This is a genomic window from Nocardiopsis protaetiae (genome assembly GCF_045446735.1).
GTDB classification, from domain to species: domain Bacteria; phylum Actinomycetota; class Actinomycetes; order Streptosporangiales; family Streptosporangiaceae; genus Nocardiopsis; species Nocardiopsis protaetiae.
In genome coordinates this window covers 1-292 of record NZ_JBJJBV010000588.1, presented here as the reverse complement: position 1 = coordinate 292, position 292 = coordinate 1, and the positions used below count along the sequence as shown (strand labels likewise).

The 292-nt window shown below is 64.7% G+C and carries 1 protein-coding gene; it reads right to left on the bottom strand.

The genetic code is table 11. The annotated features are described in order from the left end of the window. Positions 1 to 111 precede the first annotated feature (111 nt). A partial coding sequence (locus ACJOT3_RS34795; RefSeq protein ID WP_406977357.1) for a hypothetical protein occupies positions 112 to 292 on the bottom strand: 181 nt, incomplete at its 5' end.

The following is a 292-nucleotide window of genomic DNA, read 5'->3' as shown; positions in this document are numbered from 1 at the left end:
TTCCGGTGGGCCCACCGCTACAACACCCGTCGTCGTCACTCGCACTGCCAGAACGTGTCTCCGAACGACTTCGAGGTCTCCAGAGCGTCTACGCTGGCGATCGCGGCGTAATCAATCACCCCCGTGTCCAACATCCGGGGTTAAGCCCCGGTACAGGTCGTGATAGGCATCGATCACCGCCTGGCCGCCCATCACCTCCGGGGCGATGTTGGTGACATAGCCCTTCAGCCCGGCCAGGTCCCGGGCCCGCTGGACCAGGTCCCAGTCCACCCCTTTGTCGGTACCGTCCAGG